The sequence below is a fragment of the Streptomyces sp. SP17BM10 genome (genome assembly GCF_036322405.1).
Lineage (GTDB): Bacteria > Actinomycetota > Actinomycetes > Streptomycetales > Streptomycetaceae > Kitasatospora.
The window spans coordinates 1-335 of sequence record NZ_JAQYXB010000047.1; the positions used below are offsets into that span (position 1 = coordinate 1).

Below are 335 nucleotides of genomic sequence, written 5' to 3' on the forward strand. Positions count from 1 at the left end.
GGTGCGGGTCTCGGTGGCGGGGGTGCCCAGGCAGCCGCCCTGCCAGGAGAGGGAGGCGACGGCGGCGATCTCGGTGGTGCCGTTCCTGTCACGCAGCAGCGGGGCTCCGGTGTCGCCCGGGCAGCCGGGGGACTGGCCGGCGGCGGGCGCGGGGTCGACCGAGGCCGCGGCCACGGCGCCGACGGTGTGCGTGGCGGTGTGGAGATTGAGCTGCGCCCAGTCGGTGGCGGTGCTTCCGTAGACGGCCACGCGCTGGCTCTCCCCGGCGGTCGGGTCTGTGGCGACCACGGTCGCGGGGGTGATGCCGTCCAGCGGGGTGGCCAGGCGGGCCATGA

1 pseudogene is annotated in these 335 nt (G+C 77.0%); it reads right to left on the bottom strand.

Features of this window, described 5'->3' with window-relative positions:
* A pseudogene (locus tag PUR71_RS00150) lies at positions 1-335 on the bottom strand (S1 family peptidase); the annotation flags it as partial.